The 15,830-nt window shown below is 72.6% G+C and carries 14 protein-coding genes; 9 read left to right on the top strand and 5 right to left on the bottom strand.

Features of this window, described 5'->3' with window-relative positions; all coding sequences use genetic code 11:
* Nucleotides 1–49 precede the first annotated feature (49 nt).
* The 3 genes from AB0G17_RS28920 to AB0G17_RS28910 all read left to right on the top strand — a co-directional run bounded on the left by AB0G17_RS28920 (nt 50) and on the right by AB0G17_RS28910 (nt 2,468).
* On the top strand, nt 50–478 hold the full coding sequence (locus tag AB0G17_RS28920; protein ID WP_361389083.1) for a ribonuclease domain-containing protein: 429 nt from the start codon (nt 50–52) through the stop codon (nt 476–478).
* Nucleotides 475–819 carry a barstar family protein gene (locus AB0G17_RS28915; RefSeq protein WP_361389080.1) on the top strand — a complete coding sequence of 115 codons (345 nt, stop codon included), beginning with the start codon at nt 475–477 and terminating at the stop codon, nt 817–819. Before AB0G17_RS28920 ends, AB0G17_RS28915 begins: the two co-directional genes overlap by 4 nt.
* 167 nt (nt 820–986) lie before the next feature.
* Nucleotides 987–2,468 carry a GuaB1 family IMP dehydrogenase-related protein gene (locus AB0G17_RS28910; protein ID WP_361389078.1) on the top strand — a complete coding sequence of 494 codons (1,482 nt, stop codon included), beginning with the start codon at nt 987–989 and terminating at the stop codon, nt 2,466–2,468.
* Between the two features lie 108 nt (nt 2,469–2,576).
* Here AB0G17_RS28910 and AB0G17_RS28905 read toward each other — a convergent pair whose 3' ends face one another.
* Nucleotides 2,577–3,560 (bottom strand): GDSL-type esterase/lipase family protein, encoded by a 984-nt coding sequence (locus tag AB0G17_RS28905; RefSeq protein ID WP_361389075.1) that lies wholly within the window; start codon nt 3,558–3,560, stop codon nt 2,577–2,579.
* 357 nt (nt 3,561–3,917) lie between these two features.
* Between AB0G17_RS28905 and AB0G17_RS28900 the strand changes: the two genes are divergently transcribed.
* The 4 genes from AB0G17_RS28900 to AB0G17_RS28885 all read left to right on the top strand — a co-directional run bounded on the left by AB0G17_RS28900 (nt 3,918) and on the right by AB0G17_RS28885 (nt 8,632).
* Nucleotides 3,918–5,414, top strand: coding sequence for an amino acid permease (locus AB0G17_RS28900; RefSeq protein WP_361389072.1), 1,497 nt, complete (start codon nt 3,918–3,920; stop codon nt 5,412–5,414).
* A 10-nt stretch (nt 5,415–5,424) separates the two neighbouring features.
* On the top strand, nt 5,425–5,880 hold the full coding sequence (locus AB0G17_RS28895) for an Lrp/AsnC family transcriptional regulator (RefSeq protein WP_358835061.1): 456 nt from the start codon (nt 5,425–5,427) through the stop codon (nt 5,878–5,880).
* 183 nt (nt 5,881–6,063) lie between these two features.
* Nucleotides 6,064–6,861 carry a carbon-nitrogen hydrolase family protein gene (locus AB0G17_RS28890; RefSeq protein WP_361389069.1) on the top strand — a complete coding sequence of 266 codons (798 nt, stop codon included), beginning with the start codon at nt 6,064–6,066 and terminating at the stop codon, nt 6,859–6,861.
* Nucleotides 6,862–6,922: 61 nt separating this feature from the next.
* Nucleotides 6,923–8,632 (top strand): NAD(P)/FAD-dependent oxidoreductase, encoded by a 1,710-nt coding sequence (locus AB0G17_RS28885; protein WP_361389066.1) that lies wholly within the window; start codon nt 6,923–6,925, stop codon nt 8,630–8,632.
* Nucleotides 8,633–8,690: 58 nt separating this feature from the next.
* On the opposite strand, the gene AB0G17_RS28880 is transcribed toward AB0G17_RS28885, so the two are convergent.
* Together AB0G17_RS28880 and AB0G17_RS28875 are read right to left on the bottom strand one after the other, a co-directional pair.
* Nucleotides 8,691–9,620, bottom strand: coding sequence for an LLM class F420-dependent oxidoreductase (locus AB0G17_RS28880; RefSeq protein ID WP_361389063.1), 930 nt, complete (start codon nt 9,618–9,620; stop codon nt 8,691–8,693).
* Nucleotides 9,584–10,351 carry a DUF5995 family protein gene (locus AB0G17_RS28875; protein WP_361389060.1) on the bottom strand — a complete coding sequence of 256 codons (768 nt, stop codon included), beginning with the start codon at nt 10,349–10,351 and terminating at the stop codon, nt 9,584–9,586. The genes AB0G17_RS28880 and AB0G17_RS28875 overlap by 37 nt, the downstream gene beginning before the upstream one ends.
* A 207-nt stretch (nt 10,352–10,558) precedes the next feature.
* Between AB0G17_RS28875 and AB0G17_RS28870 the strand changes: the two genes are divergently transcribed.
* A complete protein-coding gene (locus AB0G17_RS28870; protein ID WP_361389177.1) occupies nt 10,559–11,662 on the top strand; it encodes a glycoside hydrolase family 6 protein in 1,104 nt (367 codons plus the stop codon).
* Here AB0G17_RS28870 and AB0G17_RS28865 read toward each other — a convergent pair.
* Nucleotides 11,644–13,086, bottom strand: coding sequence for a solute carrier family 23 protein (locus AB0G17_RS28865; protein WP_361389057.1), 1,443 nt, complete (start codon nt 13,084–13,086; stop codon nt 11,644–11,646). The genes AB0G17_RS28870 and AB0G17_RS28865 overlap by 19 nt on opposite strands.
* A 175-nt stretch (nt 13,087–13,261) precedes the next feature.
* Entirely contained in the window at nt 13,262–14,485 is a 1,224-nt protein-coding gene (locus AB0G17_RS28860; protein WP_361389054.1) for an MFS transporter, read from the bottom strand.
* A 157-nt stretch (nt 14,486–14,642) separates the two neighbouring features.
* Here AB0G17_RS28860 and AB0G17_RS28855 point away from each other — a divergent pair, with 157 nt between their 5' ends.
* On the top strand, nt 14,643–15,785 hold the full coding sequence (locus AB0G17_RS28855) for an ROK family transcriptional regulator (RefSeq protein WP_361389051.1): 1,143 nt from the start codon (nt 14,643–14,645) through the stop codon (nt 15,783–15,785).
* The last annotated feature ends 45 nt before the right edge of the window (nt 15,786–15,830 follow it).

The raw sequence follows: 15,830 nt of genomic DNA, 5'->3' as shown, positions 1-15,830 counted from the left end.
GTCACCCGGCGCGTTCGCGTCCGCAGGCTCTGGGTGGCAGCATCGGCCCATGCTCACCAGGTCCGCCCGAACGACCGTCTCCGTCCTGCTGGCGTGCCTGGCGCTCCTGCTCACGGGGTGCGGGGGCGCGTCGAAGAAGGACGTGGAACCGTCCGGGGCCGCCGCTTCCGGCGCCGCCGCCACCCCCGGCTGGGCCAAGGGCACGGCCACCGTCCGCGCCTCCCAGCTGCCGTCCGAGGCGCAGCAGACGCTGAAGCTGATCGACCAGGGTGGCCCCTTCCCGTACGCCAAGGACGGCACGGTCTTCGGGAACTTCGAGAAGGCGCTGCCGCAGCACAAGCGCGGCTACTACCACGAGTACACGGTCAACACCCCGAAGTCGCGCGACCGCGGCGCCCGGCGGCTGGTCACCGGGCAGAGCGGCGAGATCTACTACACCGGCGACCACTACAAGAGCTTCAAGGCGGTGCTGCGATGACGGCCGACCCGTTCGACGCCGTACGGGCCACCGGCTGGCAGGTCGACGTGCTCGACCTCGCCGGAGTCACCGAGAAGGCCGGATTCATGGACCGTTGCGCCCGCGCACTGCGCCTGCCGGAGTGGTTCGGCCGCAACTGGGACGCGCTCGCCGACTGTCTGGGCGACCCCGACTGGGGCCCGGCCGACCCCGGCCGCCTCCTCGTGGTGCGGCACTGGCAGGGGTACGCGGCGGCCAGGCCCGACGAGTGGGAGACGGCGCGGGACGTACTGGACGCGGCGGCGGGCAGCCACGACGGCGGCACCCTCGCCGTGGTGCTCGCGCTCGGCGCCTCGGTGTGAGCGCGGCCCGGGGCGGTCGCGGCCTGGGTGCCGGGCGCGGCCTGGGTGCCGGGCAGGGCGTTCGTGTGATCCCACCAGGGCCGTGTCCAAGCCCTGGATGATCGGCCCGGGCGGCGCAATCACCCGAACATGGGACAATGAAGTACGTGCGTTTAGCCCCGGCTGAAATGCCTGGGGTCACTCCGATCGACTGGGATGTTCTGCACGTGCGTTTCCTCAATGACATCAAGCCGCCGTACGACCTGACGTACGACGACGTGTTCATGGTCCCCAGCCGCTCCGCGGTGGGCTCCCGCCAGGGCGTCGACCTGGCCTCGCCCGACGGCACGGGCACCACGATCCCGCTCGTCGTCGCCAACATGACGGCGATCGCGGGACGGCGGATGGCCGAGACCGTGGCGCGCCGCGGCGGCATCGTCGTCATCCCGCAGGACATTCCGATCGAGGTCGTCACCGACGTCATCACCTGGGTCAAGACGCGTCACCACGTGCTCGACACCCCGATCGTCCTCGCCCCGGGCCAGACCGTCGCCGACGCGCTGGCGCTGCTGCCCAAGCGCGCCCACAACGCCGGTGTCGTGGTGGACGGCGAAGGGCGGCCCGTCGGTGTCGTCACCGACGCGGACCTGACCGGCGTCGACCGCTTCACGCAGCTCTCCGAGGTCATGTCCCGGGACCTGCTGCTGCTCGACGCGGACATCGACCCGCGCGAGGCGTTCAACAAGCTCGACCACGCCAACCGCCGCTACGCCCCGGCCGTGGACAAGGACGGCCGCCTGGCCGGCATCCTGACCCGCAAGGGCGCCCTGCGCGCGACCCTGTACAGCCCGGCCACCGACGCCGAGGGCAAGCTGCGCGTCGCCGCCGCCGTCGGCATCAACGGCGACGTGGCGGGCAAGGCCAAGCAGCTCTTGGACGCCGGCGCGGACACGATCGTCGTGGACACCGCGCACGGCCACCAGGAGTCGATGATCGCCGCGATCAAGGCCGTCCGCGGCCTCGACCCGCAGGTCCCGATCGTCGCGGGCAACATCGTCGCCGCCGAGGGCGTGCGCGACCTCATCGAGGCCGGCGCCGACATCATCAAGGTCGGTGTGGGCCCCGGCGCCATGTGCACCACCCGGATGATGACCGGCGTGGGCCGCCCGCAGTTCTCCGCGGTCCTGGAGTGCGCCGCCGAGGCGAAGAAGTACGGCAAGCACGTGTGGGCCGACGGTGGCGTGCGCCACCCCCGCGATGTCGCCATGGCGCTCGCCGCCGGTGCCTCCAACGTCATGATCGGCTCCTGGTTCGCCGGTACGTACGAGTCCCCGGGCGACCTCCAGCAGACCGCCGACGGCCGTCTGTACAAGGAGTCGTTCGGCATGGCCTCGGCCCGCGCGGTCCGCAACCGTACGAGCGAGGAGTCCGCGTACGACCGGGCCCGCAAGGCCCTGTTCGAGGAGGGCATCTCCACGTCGCGGATGTTCCTCGACCCGACCCGGCCGGGCGTCGAGGACCTGATCGACTCGATCATCGCGGGTGTGCGGTCCTCGTGCACGTACGCGGGCGCGAGCTCGCTGGCGGAGTTCGAGGAGAAGGCCGTCGTGGGCATTCAGTCCGCTGCCGGTTACGCCGAGGGCAAGCCGCTGCACGCGAGCTGGAGCTAGGCGTCCGCGAGGGGTGCGGTTGGTCGTCTGCGGGTCCGCTGTGGCTGGTCGCGCGGTTCCCTGCGCCTCTAAAAGATGGGCCCCCGCGCTTTGCGCGGGGGCCCATCGTCATACGTGGGGGCGCAGGGCATCTGTTACTGCCGCCGCGATCTTCTCGTGGCCCCCGTCGTTCGGGTGCAACCCGTCCGCCAGGTCCGCCGGAGTCAGCAGGTCGCGTCCAGGAAGGACGTGAAGGCGGCTGTCGCCGTTCTTGGCGCGGTCCAGGGCCGCCGCCTCCATCGCGGCGCGCAGGGCGCTCAGCGTGGCGCCCAGGGCGTTCGGGGTCTGCTCGGCCTCGGGGCGCAGCAGCGGGGAGAGCAGCAGGAGCGGGGTGTGCGGGTGGCCCTCGCGCACCAGGGTCAGGAACGCGCGCGTCGTCTCGTACAGCAGCGGCGCCGAACTCGGCGCCCCCGACCAGCAGTTGGTGCCGAACGCGAGCGTCAGGACGTCGGCGGGCAGGGAAGCGAGCTGTTCGGCGGTGGCGAGTTCGCCGCGCGCCGCTCCCGCGTAACCGAGGTTGACGGTGTCCAGGCCGAGCGCGCGCCCGGCCGCCGCGGGCCAGGCGTGGGCGGGGCGGGTCGACCACCAGCCCTCGGTGATCGAGTCGCCGTGGACCAGCCAGCGCGGCCCGCGCGGGGCGGGCGCCAACGTGCCGCCGACCCCGCGCAGGGCGAGGATCCGGGGCGAGCGGTCCTGCGGCGGATGGACCGTGAACGGGCCGCCGCCGGGCGGGAGTCGGAGCACCGCGACCGCCTCCTCGGCCGGTGTCACCGCCGTCTCGTGGACGCGGCGGCCGTCCGCCCACAGCGCGAAGGTGTGGGCGAGCGCGCGCATCCTCTCGGTGGGCGCGGGCACCTCGGCGCGGTAGCGGATCTCCACGGCTGACGCGCCGGCAGCGGTGAATTCGAGGCGCACCCCGATCGGCAGTCCGGCCCGTTCCGCGGTGTCCCAGGGCAGGCGGGCCAGGTCGGCCGGGTCGGCGCGCACCGGCCTCCCCTTGGCGTCCCGCCACGCCACTCCGCGCAGAAACGGTTCCGGGTCCAGCCAGGTCATCGGGCCTCCGATCGTGGGGGCGGGCGGGGTCTCGGGGAGGTGTCGGGGACCTCACTCCTACCCCGCCGCGAGAGGGTCGCGCACACCGTTGACGCACGGATCGAACGCTGATGCGCAACAAACACCCATCCGTCGCGGTTGTGCGCAATGATCATTCGGCGATGCGCAAGGTTGCTGCATTACGAGCGGGAAGCGGAACCCTTTACTCTTCTCGCGATACGTGGAGTGGCGGCGACCGCCTGCTCGGCGGTACCGGCCACGGTGTGCTCAGTCATGCCCGGATTGCCCCTTCGTACGGGAAGGGCCGGACCGTCGCGGTCGTCGGCTTCCGAAGGCAGCGACAAGGAGCCCACTGAAGTGTTGGACCACGGCACAGCGCCCCCCACCGCAGCAGCACCGGCCACCGGGGCGCAGCGCCCCGGCAACCCGCTGCTGCGGCGCAAGCCGGTAGAACTGCTGGTCGCCGAGGGTGGCCAGGGCGAGGGCGGCACTCTGCGCCGCACCCTCGGCGTGTGGCAGCTCACCATGATCAGCATCGGCGCCACGCTCGGCACCGGCATCTTCGTCGTCCTCGGCGCCGCCGTCCCCAAGGCCGGACCGGCGGTCACCCTGTCGTTCGTCCTCGCCGGGCTCACCGCGCTGTTCTCCGCGCTCTCCTACGCCGAGCTGGCGGGCTCCATCCCGGTCGCGGGTTCCTCGTACTCGTACGCGTACGCAACGCTGGGCGAACTCGTCGCCTGGGTCTGCGGCTGGTGTCTGATCCTCGAGTACGGCGTCTCGGTCGCGGCCGTGGCCGTCGGCTGGGGCCAGTACCTCAACGAGCTGCTCGACGGGACCATCGGCGTCACCATCCCGGACGCGCTCTCCGCGCCGCCCGGCGACGGCGGGATATTCAACCTGCCCGCGCTGATCGTCGTGCTGCTCGCGATGGTCTTCCTGCTCGGGGGCGCCCGTGAGTCGGCCCGCGCCAACACCATCATGGTGGCGGTGAAGATCGTCACCCTGGTGCTCTTCTGCTCCATCGGCATCATGGGCTTCAAGTCCGGCAACTACTCCGACTTCATGCCGCTCGGCATGGCCGGTGTCAGCGCCGCGGGCTCCTCGCTCTTCTTCTCCTACATCGGCTTCGACGCCGCCTCCACCGCCGGTGAGGAGGCCAAGAACCCGCAGCGCGACCTGCCGCGCGCGATCATGCTCTCGCTGATCATCGTCACCGCGCTGTACGTCCTGGTCGCCGCGGTCGCCGTGGGCGCCCGCCAGTGGAAGACCTTCGAGGGCAGCGAGGCGACCCTCGCCGCGATCATGAACGACGTCAGCGGCCAGACCTTCTGGGGCACGCTGCTCGCGGCCGGCGCCGTCATCTCCATCGCCAGCGTGGTGCTGACCGTGCTCTACGGCCAGACCCGCATCCTGTTCTCGATGTCCCGCGACGGCCTGGTCCCCAAGATCTTCGGCAAGGTCGACCCCAAGACCGGCACCCCCCGCGCCAACACGGTCATCGTGTCGCTCTTCTGCGGTGTGCTCGCCGCGGCCGTCCCGCTCGGCGACCTCGTCGACGCCACCAGCATCGGCACGCTCTTCGCCTTCGCGCTGGTCAACATCGCGGTCGTCGTGCTGCGCAGGACCCGCCCGGACATGCCGCGCACCTTCCGCGCCCCGCTCGGTTGGCTCTGCCCGATCCTCGGCTTCTTCTTCTGCGGCTACATGATGAAGGACCTCGGTACGTCGACCTGGACCGTGTTCGGAGTCTGGATGGCCATCGGTCTCGTGATCTACTTCGGATACGGCATCCGCCGCTCCCGACTGGCCACGGCCTCGGCCCCGGCCACGGAGACCGCATCCGCAGAGAAGTGATCCACCCGCAGTGCGACTCAATGACCTCGACGAGCGCATCGTCCACGCGCTCGCTGAAGACGCCCGCCGCTCCTACGCCGACATCGGCTCGCTGATCGGCCTCTCCGCGCCCGCCGTGAAGCGGCGCGTGGACCGGCTGCGCGCCGAGGGGGCCATCACCGGATTCACCGTCCGGGTGGACCCCGCGGCGCTCGGCTGGGAGACCGAGGGCTTCATTGAGCTCTACTGCCGCCGCAACACCTCGCCCGACGCCATCAAGCGCGGCCTGGAGCGGTACCCCGAGGTCGCGTCCGCCTCCACCGTCACCGGTGAGGCGGACGCGATCGTCCAGGTCTTCGCCTCGGACATGCGCCACTTCGAGCGCGTCCTGGAACGGATCGCGGGCGAGCCGTACGTGGAGCGCACCAAGTCGGTCCTCGTGCTCTCGCCCCTGCTCAGGCGCTTCTCCTCGGGCTCGCCCGCCTGATCCCCCGCCCGGGAAGCGGGGGCGTACGGGCCGCGTCCACCGGCGCGCAACGAATCGCCGCCGATGGCCCCCGACGCGCAACGAATCCTCCTCCGGCGCGCAACAGTCGTGCCTTGTCGGCGTCGAGCGGCGGAACGTACCGTCTAGGTGACCCCTTCAACCACTTTCGCCCCGAGGACCGCCATGCCCCCGCTGCGTACCGCCCTGCTCCAGAGCTCCGGCCGTCCGGGTGACGTCGCCGCGAACCTGAAGGTGCTGGACGAGGCGGCCGAGCGGGCCGCGGCGACCGGGGCGGGCCTGCTGGTCACCGCGGAGATGTTCCTCACCGGCTACGCCATCGGCGACGACGTGCCCAAGCTGGCCGAGGCCGCCGACGGGCCCGGGGCCCGGGCCGTCGCCGAGATCGCCGTGCGCCACGGCCTCGCGGTCCTCTACGGCTACCCGGAGCGGGACGGCGAGACTGTCTACAACTCGGCCCAGCTCGTCGCCGCCGACGGGCAGCGCCTGGCGAACTACCGCAAGACCCACCTCTTCGGCTGCTTCGAGCAGAAGTGGTTCACCCCCGGCGACCAGCAGGTCGTCCAGGCCGAGCTGAACGGACTGCGGCTGGGCATGATGATCTGCTACGACGTGGAGTTCCCCGAGAACGTCCGGGCGCACGCGCTGGCCGGCACCGACCTCCTCCTGGTGCCCACCGCGCAGATGCACCCCTTCCAGTTCGTCGCCGAGTCCGTGGTGCCGGTGCGCGCCTTCGAGAACCAGATGTACATCGCGTACGTCAACCGGACCGGCCCCGAGGGCGAGTTCGAGTTCGTCGGGCTGAGCTGCCTGGCCGGGCCCGACGGCACCGCCCGGGCCCGCGCGGGCCGCGAGGCCGAACTGGTCGTCGGTGACGCCGACCCCGAGTTCCTGGCCGCCTCGCGCGCGAACAACCCGTATCTGCGGGACCGCCGCCCCGGCCTCTACACCTCCCTCGTCTGACCCGGACCCCTTCCGGCCGCCCCCACCCCCCCCCTCGTACTGTGCAAGGAGTCCGTACCCCATGACGTCCACGGTGCCCACCGCCGTCCCGCACACCGACGGCCAGCCGCCGATCACCATGTTCGGTCCGGACTTCCCCTACGCGTACGACGACTTCCTGGCCCACCCGGCCGGGCTCGGCCAGATACCCGCGACCGAGCACGGCACCGAGGTCGCCGTCATCGGTGGCGGTCTGTCCGGCATCATCTCCGCGTACGAGCTGATGAAGATGGGCCTCAAGCCTGTCGTGTACGAGGCCGACCAGATCGGCGGACGGCTGCGCACCGTCGGCTTCGACGGCCCCGGCACGGACGGGCTGACCGCCGAGATGGGCGCGATGCGCTTCCCGCCCTCCTCGACGGCGCTTCAGCACTACATCGACCTGGTCGGCCTGGTCACCGAGCCGTTCCCGAACCCGCTCGCCGAGGCCACCCCCTCGACGGTGGTCGACCTCAAGGGCGAGACGCACTACGCCGAGACCATCGCCGACCTGCCGCAGGTCTACCGCGACGTGGCCGCCGCGTGGAACGCCTGCCTGGACGAGGGCGCCGACTTCTCGGACATGAACACCGCGATGCGCGAGCGCGACGTCCCGCGCATCCGCGAGATCTGGGCGAAGCTCGTCGAGAAGCTCGACAACCAGACCTTCTACGGCTTCCTCTGCGAGTCGGAGGCCTTCAAGTCCTTCCGCCACCGCGAGATCTTCGGCCAGGTCGGCTTCGGCACCGGCGGCTGGGACACCGACTTCCCCAACTCCATCCTGGAGATCCTTCGCGTCGTCTACACCGAGGCGGACGACCACCACCGCGGCATCGTCGGCGGCTCCCAGCAGCTGCCGCTGCGGCTGTGGGAGCGCGAGCCGGAGAAGATCGTGCACTGGGCGCAGGGCACCTCGCTCTCCTCGCTGCACGAGGGCGCGCCGCGCCCGGCGGTGACCCGTCTGACCCGCACGGCGGGCAACCGGATCACCGTGACCGACGCGTCCGGCGACATCCGCACCTACCGCGCGGCGATCTTCACCGCGCAGTCCTGGATGCTGCTCTCCAAGATCGAGTGCGACGACTCGCTCTTCCCGATCGACCACTGGACGGCGATCGAGCGCACCCACTACATGGAGTCCTCGAAGCTGTTCGTCCCGGTGGACCGGCCGTTCTGGCTGGACAAGGCCGTCGACGACAGGGGCAACCCGACGGGCCGTGACGTCATGTCGATGACGCTGACGGACCGGATGACGCGCGGCACCTACCTGCTGGACGACGGCCCGGACAAGCCGGCCGTGATCTGCCTCTCCTACACCTGGTGCGACGACAGCCTGAAGTGGCTGCCGCTCTCGGCGAAGGAGCGCATGGAGGTCATGCTCAAGTCGCTCGGCGAGATCTACCCGAAGGTCGACATCCGCAAGCACATCATCGGCAACCCGGTGACCGTGTCGTGGGAGAACGAGCCCTACTTCATGGGCGCGTTCAAGGCGAACCTGCCCGGGCACTACCGCTACCAGCGCCGTCTGTTCACGCACTTCATGCAGGACTCGCTGCCCGAGGACAAGCGGGGCATCTTCCTCGCGGGCGACGACATCTCCTGGACGGCCGGCTGGGCCGAGGGCGCGGTGCAGACCGCCCTGAACGCGGTGTGGGGCGTCATGCACCACCTCGGCGGCACGACGGACGGCACCAACCCCGGCCCGGGCGACCTGTACGACGAGATCGCGCCGGTCGAGCTGCCGGAGGACTGACCGGACCGCGGCACGGAGCGAGGAGGGCTCGGGGGCTTCTGCCCCCGGGCCCTTCCGTCTACAGCCCCGCCGCCCGCGCCAGCCCATACACCTCCGCCGCCACGTCCTTGAGCTCCTCCGCGTCGCGCGGGGTGCCCTGGAGGTCGAGCAGGAACTCGCCTATGCCCTCGTGGGCATGGGCCACCAGGTCCTCGACGATCTGGGCCGCGCTTCCGGCGAACGGGGGGCGCCCCTCGCCCTCGTACGGCTTCGGGGTGTATCGCGCGTTGACGCGCACGCAGACCTCTATCGCGCGCTCCCGGCCGCGCTCGGCGGCCGTTTCCCGCACCCCGGTCCACGCCCGGGCGAGCTGGGCCGCGCCCTGGGCCACCGGCATCCAGCCGTCCGCCCGGTCCACCACACGGCGCACCGCCTTCGGGCCCGCCGCCGCGAGGTACACCGGGATCGGCCGGGCCGGCTTGGGGCCGACCTCGGAGGGGGTGATGGTGGTCAACTCGCCCTCGTACGCGACCGGGTCCGGGCCCCAGACCGCCGCGCACACGTCCAGCGTCTCGTCGAGCACCTTGCCGCGCCGCTCGAACGGCGCCACGGCCGCCGCCGCGTACTCGTCGAGGGACCAGCCCGTGCCCATCCCCGCCAGAACCCGGCCGCCGCTCGCCGCGTCCAGCGAGGCGAGCGAACGGGCCAGCTGGAACGGCACGTGCAGCGGCGCCACGAGCACGCTCGTGCCCAGGCGTGCCCGCTCGGTGGACGCCGCCGCGAGCGTGAGGGAGACCAGCGGGTCGGCCACCGACCGGTAGGTGTCCGGCCAGGCCAGGCCCGGTATCCCGTACAGCCCCTGGGCCGCGGGGGTCGGGAAGATCACCCGCTCGAAGACCCACAGGCTCTCGTAGCCCACCTCCTCGGCGGCGCGCGCGACCGCGGGGATGTCTCGGCCGATGTCGTACTGCCTCATCTGCGGGAGGCCGAGTCCGAGCCGGATTGCCATGAGTGAACTCCTCGTGCGGAAGCAGGGCCTGCGTACGGCGTCAGCAGGCAGCGCCCCACCAGGCCGACACCCGCGTCCATCCGCTCCCTGAACTCCCGGGACAGGTCCGGAAGTTCCCGCAGCCTCCACAGCAACCGGGCCGACGACCAGGCCGCGTCGCGCGCCCGCTCCAGGCTCCACGACGCCAGCAGGTGCGTGAGCGGGTCCGCGACCTCCAGCAGGTCGGGCCCCGGCATCAGCTCCTCGCGCACCCGCTCCTCCAGCGCCACCAGCATGTCGCCGACCCGTTCGAAGTCCCGCTCCAGTTCGTCCGGTTCGCACTCCAGGGCGCGGCAGCTGTCCACGACGGCGAGCGCCAGGTCGTGCCCGATGTGGGCGTTGATGCCGCAGAGAGCGAACTGGAGGGGCCGCACGCCCGGGTGGCGCCGGTACTGGAAGAGCGGCCGCCAGCAGGCGGGCGGCCGCCGCCCCGCCGCCACCGCGTCGACCGCCCGCAGATAGCGCCCGGCGAACAGCACGTCCAGGGTCGCCGCCGCCCGTGGGTCCTCGAACGCGCCCCGGGTGAGGGACCGGTCGATCTCCTCGGTGACCGCCAGATAGACCCGGTTGAAGACGGCCAGCCCGTCCTTGGGCGGGAGGCTCGCGCGCAGCGCCCGCATCCGCGCCGCTACGGTGTCCACCGACACCTTGGCGAGCCCCGTGCCACCTGCCCGCTGTTCGATCCGCACCATGAGGGCAGCGTCCCAGCCCTACGCTTTCCGGGACGCCGCCGGGCCCGGGGCTTCCCCGGAACGGGTGAACACGAGGCCGTCGGGGCCGTGCGGGATCATGGGGGCTTTGGGGGAGGGGAGTTCACGGTGCCGGGAACACCGCCGTCACGCGCGCGTAGGCGCCGGGACGACAGAGCCGCGCGCCGCTCGGCCGCGCGGCGCGCCGCCATGGTGGCGCTGGCCTGCGCGGTCGTGGCCGCCGGCGTGGTCTCGGGCGCGGTGGCGGCCCTCGGGGGCGGGGGCGACGACGCCGCCCGGCCCACCGCGACCGCCTCGCCCGCCACGGTGACCCTGCCCGCCGTGCCCACCTCGGCGCCCACGGCCCCGTCCGCCACGCGCGCGACGCCACGCACGACCCCGCCGTCCCTCGCCCCCAAGCCCTCGGCCACCCCGTCGCCGTCGCGGGCGGCGGTCTCCGCGGCGCTCTACCGCTCGCCCGACTCCCAGGCCCTGGACTGGGTCCGGGACCACCCCGACGACCCCCGGCGGTCGCTGATAGAGCGGCGGATCGCGGACCAGCCGACGGCCGTCTGGTTCACGGAGTACGACCCCGGCACGATCACGCGCGAGGTGCGGGCGGTGACCTCGGCGGCGGCCGGAGAGGGCCGGGTGCCGGTGCTCGTCCCGTACGCGATTCCCGGCCGGGACTGCGGCGGCGCCTCGCAGGGCGGCGCGCCGAGCCTGGACGCGTACGACAGCTGGATCGGGAACTTCGCGGCGGGGCTCGGGCGTTCACCGGTCATCGTGGTCCTGGAGCCGGACGCGATCGCCCAGTCGGACTGCCTCTCCGAGGGCGAGCGCGCCGCCCGGTTCGCCTCGCTGGCCAGAGCGGGGCGGGCGATCCACGCCGCCGACGCCCGGGCCAGGGTGTACTTCGACGCGGGCCACTCCGGATGGCGCGGCGCCGAGGAGATGGCCGGTCTGCTGCGTGCGGCGGGCGCGGCCACCAGCGGCGACGGCATCTTCACCAACGTCTCCAACTTCCACCGCACGGCCGACGAAGTGGCGTACGCGCGGCGGGTGCTCACGGCGCTGGGCGGTCCCGCGCGGCTGGGCGCGGTGATCGACACCAGCCGCAACGGGAGGGGAGCGCCGCCCGGCGGGGAGTGGTGCGACCCGGCCGGGCGGGCGCTGGGCCGCGCCCCGACCACGAACACCGGGGAGGCGCGCATCGACGCCTATCTGTGGGTGAAGCTGCCCGGTGAGTCCGACGGCTGCCGGGGCGCGGCGGGCAGCTTCACCCCGGACTACGCCTACGACTTGGCGCGCTGAGCCCCGTCGGCCGCCTCGCGCTTGTCGCCGCCCTTGTCGCCGACCTCCGCGCCGCCGTCGTCGTACGACGACGTGCCCTCGTCGAGCAGCGGCTCCTGCTCCTTCATATGGGCCGGGGCGAAGGCGCGCAGCACGTGGTAGCCGGTGATGACCACGATGGTGCCGAGGGCGATCCCGCTGAGGCGGAAGTTGTCGGTGAACTTCAGGGTGACGCCGCCGATGCCGATGATGATGCCCGCGGCCGCCGGGACCAGGTTCAGCGGATTGCGCAGGTCCACCTTGGCGTTGATCCAGATCTGGGCGCCCAGGAGGCCGATCATGCCGTACAGGATGACCGTGATGCCGCCGAGGACGCCGCCGGGAATGGCCGCGACGATCGCGCCGAACTTGGGGCAGAGCCCGAAGAGCAGCGCGAATCCGGCGGCGGCCCAGTAGGCGGCGGTCGAGTAGACGCGGGTGGCGGCCATGACGCCGATGTTCTCGGAGTACGTGGTGTTGGGCGGGCCGCCGACGGCGGTGGAGAGCACGGAGGCGGCGCCGTCGGCGGCGATCGCGGTGCCCAGCTGGTCGTCGAGGTCGTCGCCGGTCATCTCGCCGACGGCCTTGACGTGTCCGGCGTTCTCGGCGATCAGCGCGATCACGACGGGGAGGGCGACCAGGATGGCGGACCACTCGAAGTGCGGGGCATGGAAGGAGGGCAGGCCGATCCAGTCCGCCCTGCCGACGCCGGAGAGGTCCAGGCGCCAGTGGTCGGTGGCCTCGCCCGCGCCCGGAATCGAGTGGATCTTGCCGAAGACGCGGTCGAAGAGCCAGGAGATGCCGTAGCCGAAGAGCAGGCCGAGGAAGATCGCGACCCGGGACCAGAAGCCGCGCAGACAGACCACGGCCAGCCCGGTGAAGAACATGACCAGGAGCGCGGTCCACTGGTCCTGCGGCCAGTAGGTGGCCGCGGTGACCGGCGCCAGGTTGAAGCCGATCAGCATGACCACCGCGCCGGTCACGATCGGCGGCATGGCGGCGTGGATGATCCGCGCGCCGAACCGCTGCACCGCGAGGCCCGCCGCGAACAGCGCGACGCCGACGACGAGGACGGCGCCGGTCACGGTGGCGCTGGTGCCGCCGGTGGCCCGGATCGCGGCCGCGACCCCGACGAAGGAGAGGGAACAGCCCAGATAGCTGGGCACCCGGCCCTTGGTGGCGAGCAGGAAGATGACCGTGGCGACGCCGGACATCATGATCGCGAGGTTGGGGTCGAGGCCCATGAGGACCGGCGCCACGAAGGACGCGCCGAACATGGCCACCACGTGCTGGGCGCCGAGGCCGATCGTCCGGGGCCAGGACAGCCGCTCGTCCGGACGGACGACGGCGCCGGGGGCGGGGGTCCGCCCGTCACCGTGCAGGGTCCAGCGCACGCCGAGGCCCATGAGTTCGCTCCAGTTCGTTCCGTGCTGAGAAGAATCAGCGCAATGGTAGTGGGGCCCGTGATCCCGGGTCCCATCCGTGAATCCTGCGCGAGGCATGGTCACCCGGAACTGCTGGCCCTACGCTCCAATCGCCTTATTCGTGAACTGAGTTCAGATATGTGAAGACTCTCGGCGGCTACTGGGCGGCGTCGGTGGACCGCACCGGCGCCGCCTCCGTCGCACCGCCGACGGCCCGGGCGCGCCCTCCCGTACGCAGCACGTCCGCCCCCGCCACCAGCCCCAGCGCCAACAGCGTGACCAGGCCGAACGACACCAGGAGCGAGGTCAGATCGGCGATGCCGCCGATCGTCGAGGGGGCGATGAGGCCCGAGGTGTAGGTGATGGTGGCGACGCCCGCGATGGCCTGGCTGGGGTTGGGGCCGCTGCGCCCGGCCGCCGCGAAGGCCAGCGGCACCACGACCGCCACGCCGAGGCCGATCAGGGCGAACCCGCCCACCGCCACCGCGGGTCCGGGCGCGAGGACCACCGCCAGCCCGCCCGCCGTGGCGAGGACGCCCCCGCAGCGGACCGTCCGTACCGCGCCGAACCTGTCCACGGCCTTGTCGCCCGCGATCCGCGCCACCGCCATGGTCAGCGTGAACGCGGTGGTCGAGGCGGCGGCGAGACCGGCGGAGGCGTCCATGGTGTCCCGCAGGTACACCGCCGACCAGTCCAGGCTCGCTCCCTCGGCGAACACCGCGCAGAACGCGACGAGCCCGATGACCAGCGCCGTCCTGGGCGGCCGGGCGAAGCGCGGCGGCGGGGCCTCGTCGGGCGCGCTGCGCAGGTCGAGTACGCCGCCACAGGCGAACGCGCCGAGCGCGGTGAGGACGCCCGCCGCGACGAGGTGGTGCACGCGCGCGTCGGTGCCGAGGTGCGCGGCCAGCGTGCCCGCGGAGGAGCCGATCAGGGCGCCCGCGCTCCACATGCCGTGCAGCCCGGACATGATGGACCGGCCGAGCCGGTCCTCGGTCTGTACGCCCAGCGCGTTCATGGCCACGTCCGACATGCCGGCCGTCGCCCCGAACACGAAGAGCGCGGCGCAGAGCGTGTAGAGGTTCGGTGCGAGCGCCGGGAGCGCGAGGGCGAGGGTCCACAGGGCGAGCAGCCCGCGCAGCGCCCGGCGGGCGCCGAAGCGGTGGGTGATCGCGCCGGAGAGCGGCATCAGCAGCGACGAGCCGATGGCGGGGAACGCCAGCGCCAGGCCGAGCAGGCCGGTGGAGATGCCGGTGTGGTCCTGGATCCACGGGACCCGGGTCGCGAAGTTCCCGGTGACCGTGCCGTGGACGCAGAACACGGCGGCGATCGCGATCCTGGCCCGCCTCAACTCCCGTATGACGTCGCCCGTTTCGTTCGCCATCAGCTCGGTCCTCCCCTGGATGCCGGTACGCGATGCCGGTATGCGATGCCTTGGTACGCGATACCGGGCGCGCGATAAGCTATCAGAACTATCAGGAACCCTGCCTGATAAATAATCCGCCGTCCACCGGGTCCCGGTCGTCTGGAAGGATCCCGGCATGCCCGCATCACCCAGCACCGCCCGGGTCATCAACGACCGCCTCGCCCTGCGCCTGCTCCAGGACGAGGGCCCGTTGACGGCGGGTCAGCTCAAGAAGCTCACCGGCCTGTCCCGCCCCACCGTCGCCGACCTGGTCGAACGGCTCCAGGACTCGGGGCTCGTCGAGGTCGTGGGGGAGTCCGGCGCCGAGCGGCGCGGCCCCAACGCCCGGCTGTACGGCATCGTCGCGGACCGGGCCCATCTCGCCGCCCTCGACGTGCGCACCGACAGCGTCACCGTGCTCGTGGCCGATCTGCTCGGTGCGCCCCTGGCGCAGGCCGCCCTCCCGATCGGAGCCGACGCCGGGACCGGCCCCGCCGTGGAGCAGGCGGTGGCGCTGCTGGAGCGGACCGCGAAGGAGGCGGGCGCCGAGCGGCTGCACAGCATCGGCGTCGGGGCGCCCGGCCTGATCGACCCGGCGACGGGCGAGCTGCGCGACAGCGCGGGGCTGCCCGCCTGGCACCGCGAGCTGGTCCCGGCCCTGCACCGGCGGCTGTCGGCCGCGGTCCTGGTGGAGAACGAGGTGAACCTGGCGGCGATGGCCGAGCACCGGCTCGGCGCCGCGCGCGGTCAGGACGACTTCGTGCTGTTCTGGCTCGGCCAGGGCGTGGGTGCGGCGGTCTTCCTGGACGGGAAGCTGCGCCGTGGGGCCTCCGGCGGCGCGGGCGAGATCGGCTTCCTGCCCGTCCCGGGCACCGGAGCGCTGCCGTCCGCGACCGGCTGTGAGGGAGGGTTCCACGCGCTCGCGGGCGCCGACGCGGTGGTGCGGCTCGCCGCCGAGCACGGACTGACGGGCAGCGCCGAGACCCTGGTGCGCGAGGCGACCGGCCCCTTCCTCGACGCGCTGGCCGAGCGGATCGCCATCGGCGCGGCGGCCGTGGTCTCCGTACTGGACCCGGGCCTGATCGTGCTCGGCGGCGAACTGGGCCACGCGGGCGGCGCGTTGCTCTCCGCCCGGGTGCTGAGCCGGCTCGCCGCCCTCACCCCGCTGGGTGCCGAGGTCCGGCCCAGCGAGCTCGGGGACCGGGCTGTGCTGCGCGGCGCGCTGCTCGCGGCGCGGGACGCGGCGCAGGACGAGCTCTTCGCGCCCCCCGCGCCCTGACAGACCGCGCCCCGACGCACCGAACGCTGACGCACCGCACCCCGG

It is taken from the genome of Streptomyces sp. NPDC023838, assembly GCF_040639555.1.
GTDB lineage: Bacteria > Actinomycetota > Actinomycetes > Streptomycetales > Streptomycetaceae > Streptomyces.
This window is presented reverse-complemented; position numbering and strand designations above follow the sequence as displayed.

Excerpts from the sequence above, each read along its gene's own strand:
- AB0G17_RS28920 (WP_361389083.1), top strand. The coding sequence starts at position 50 with ATGCTCACCAGGTCCGCCCGAACGACCGTCTCCGTCCTGCTGGCGTGC.
- AB0G17_RS28915 (WP_361389080.1), top strand. The coding sequence starts at position 475 with ATGACGGCCGACCCGTTCGACGCCGTACGGGCCACCGGCTGGCAGGTC.
- AB0G17_RS28910 (WP_361389078.1), top strand. The coding sequence starts at position 987 with ATGCCTGGGGTCACTCCGATCGACTGGGATGTTCTGCACGTGCGTTTC.
- AB0G17_RS28905 (WP_361389075.1), bottom strand. The coding sequence starts at position 3,560 with ATGACCTGGCTGGACCCGGAACCGTTTCTGCGCGGAGTGGCGTGGCGG.
- AB0G17_RS28890 (WP_361389069.1), top strand. The coding sequence starts at position 6,064 with ATGCCCCCGCTGCGTACCGCCCTGCTCCAGAGCTCCGGCCGTCCGGGT.
- AB0G17_RS28885 (WP_361389066.1), top strand. The coding sequence starts at position 6,923 with ATGACGTCCACGGTGCCCACCGCCGTCCCGCACACCGACGGCCAGCCG.
- AB0G17_RS28880 (WP_361389063.1), bottom strand. The coding sequence starts at position 9,620 with ATGGCAATCCGGCTCGGACTCGGCCTCCCGCAGATGAGGCAGTACGAC.
- AB0G17_RS28875 (WP_361389060.1), bottom strand. The coding sequence starts at position 10,351 with ATGGTGCGGATCGAACAGCGGGCAGGTGGCACGGGGCTCGCCAAGGTG.
- AB0G17_RS28870 (WP_361389177.1), top strand. The coding sequence starts at position 10,559 with ATGGTGGCGCTGGCCTGCGCGGTCGTGGCCGCCGGCGTGGTCTCGGGC.
- AB0G17_RS28865 (WP_361389057.1), bottom strand. The coding sequence starts at position 13,086 with ATGGGCCTCGGCGTGCGCTGGACCCTGCACGGTGACGGGCGGACCCCC.
- AB0G17_RS28860 (WP_361389054.1), bottom strand. The coding sequence starts at position 14,485 with ATGGCGAACGAAACGGGCGACGTCATACGGGAGTTGAGGCGGGCCAGG.
- AB0G17_RS28855 (WP_361389051.1), top strand. The coding sequence starts at position 14,643 with ATGCCCGCATCACCCAGCACCGCCCGGGTCATCAACGACCGCCTCGCC.